Genomic DNA, 1161 nt, shown 5'->3' on the forward strand with positions numbered 1-1161 from the left:
TAATATCATGTTCGGATGAACACTTATAATTAAGCTGCCCTTGTTTTTGGCCACCAGTAGTAGCAAGTTAGACCAGAGATGAAATCGTGTTGTTTGATCAGTTGTTGACAACGAAGCACTAACAAAGCTTCTAATTCATCTAAAGAACTTGGGGAGTGATTAGCGACAATCTCGTTAGCCAAAGGCCACAAACGTTCTGCGGGTTGTAGTTCCGGGGAGTAGGCAGGTAGATAGATTAAATCAATACCTTCGGGTAACTCTAAATCATGACTGATGTGCCAACCCGCTTGATCAATAGCTAGAAGTACTCGTTTGTCACTTCCCAAACCATATTCACGGGCAAAATCAGCCAACACACGATTAAATATCTCTGTGTTTACATAGGGAAGAACCCACCAATAAGTTTCTCCTGATTCTGGGTGTACAAAACCATATAGCCACATCCATTGATACTTTTGTATGACTGAGGCCATTGGTTGAGAGCCTTGTGGAACCCAAACTCGACGCAGGATGGGATGAAGTCCAAGACGATGTTCGTCCATGCACCAAACCTCGATTTCAGCGTTTGGATATCGAGCTTGAAGAAACTTGAGCCTCAAATTCAGTTTTTTTTCCAATTTTCTTGCTCTAGAAGCTCACTCTCCCCATGTTCTGGTCGCGGAACACGCAGTCTATATCTCATTTGTTGTAGATACTCCCACCCCCGATGGCGACTGATACGTTTTCCTGTCAGTTCACTTAACCAATTTGCTACCTTGCGACCATTCCACAACCCACCATCCGGTGCTTTGCCTTCCAGTACCTGCCACAGTTGCGCTTGTTGTACATCTGTAAAGAGTGCTTTTTTTCCTGGATTATGATGCCTTTGGTCTCCCAGTGCGCTTGCGCCTAGTTCGTTATAGCGTTTTACTAACTGATAAATCCAGATTCTTGTATACCCTGTTACTTGCGCCACCTCCGCCGCCGTTTTTCCTGTCGCTAATAACCAAATTATTTGATAGTGGCTACGTTCTATTGCTTCTTTTGCCTGACGATAGCCAACCAACAGTTCTTCCGTACTCATGTGGTTAACGAGCGCAATCCTTTTCGGCATAAAACTTAGTATAGATGCACTGCAACTGTTCTCCCTTTATTATAAGTACTCATCCGAACTTGATATAA

1 pseudogene is annotated in these 1161 nt (G+C 43.6%); it reads right to left on the reverse strand.

The features are described from left to right. Window positions 1-29: 29 nt before the first annotated feature. Window positions 30-1093 (reverse strand): annotated as a pseudogene (locus UYC_RS37090) (IS630 family transposase). Window positions 1094-1161: the final 68 nt, after the last annotated feature.

Source organism: Chlorogloeopsis fritschii PCC 6912 (assembly GCF_000317285.1).
Classification (GTDB): Bacteria; Cyanobacteriota; Cyanobacteriia; order Cyanobacteriales; family Nostocaceae; genus Chlorogloeopsis; species Chlorogloeopsis fritschii.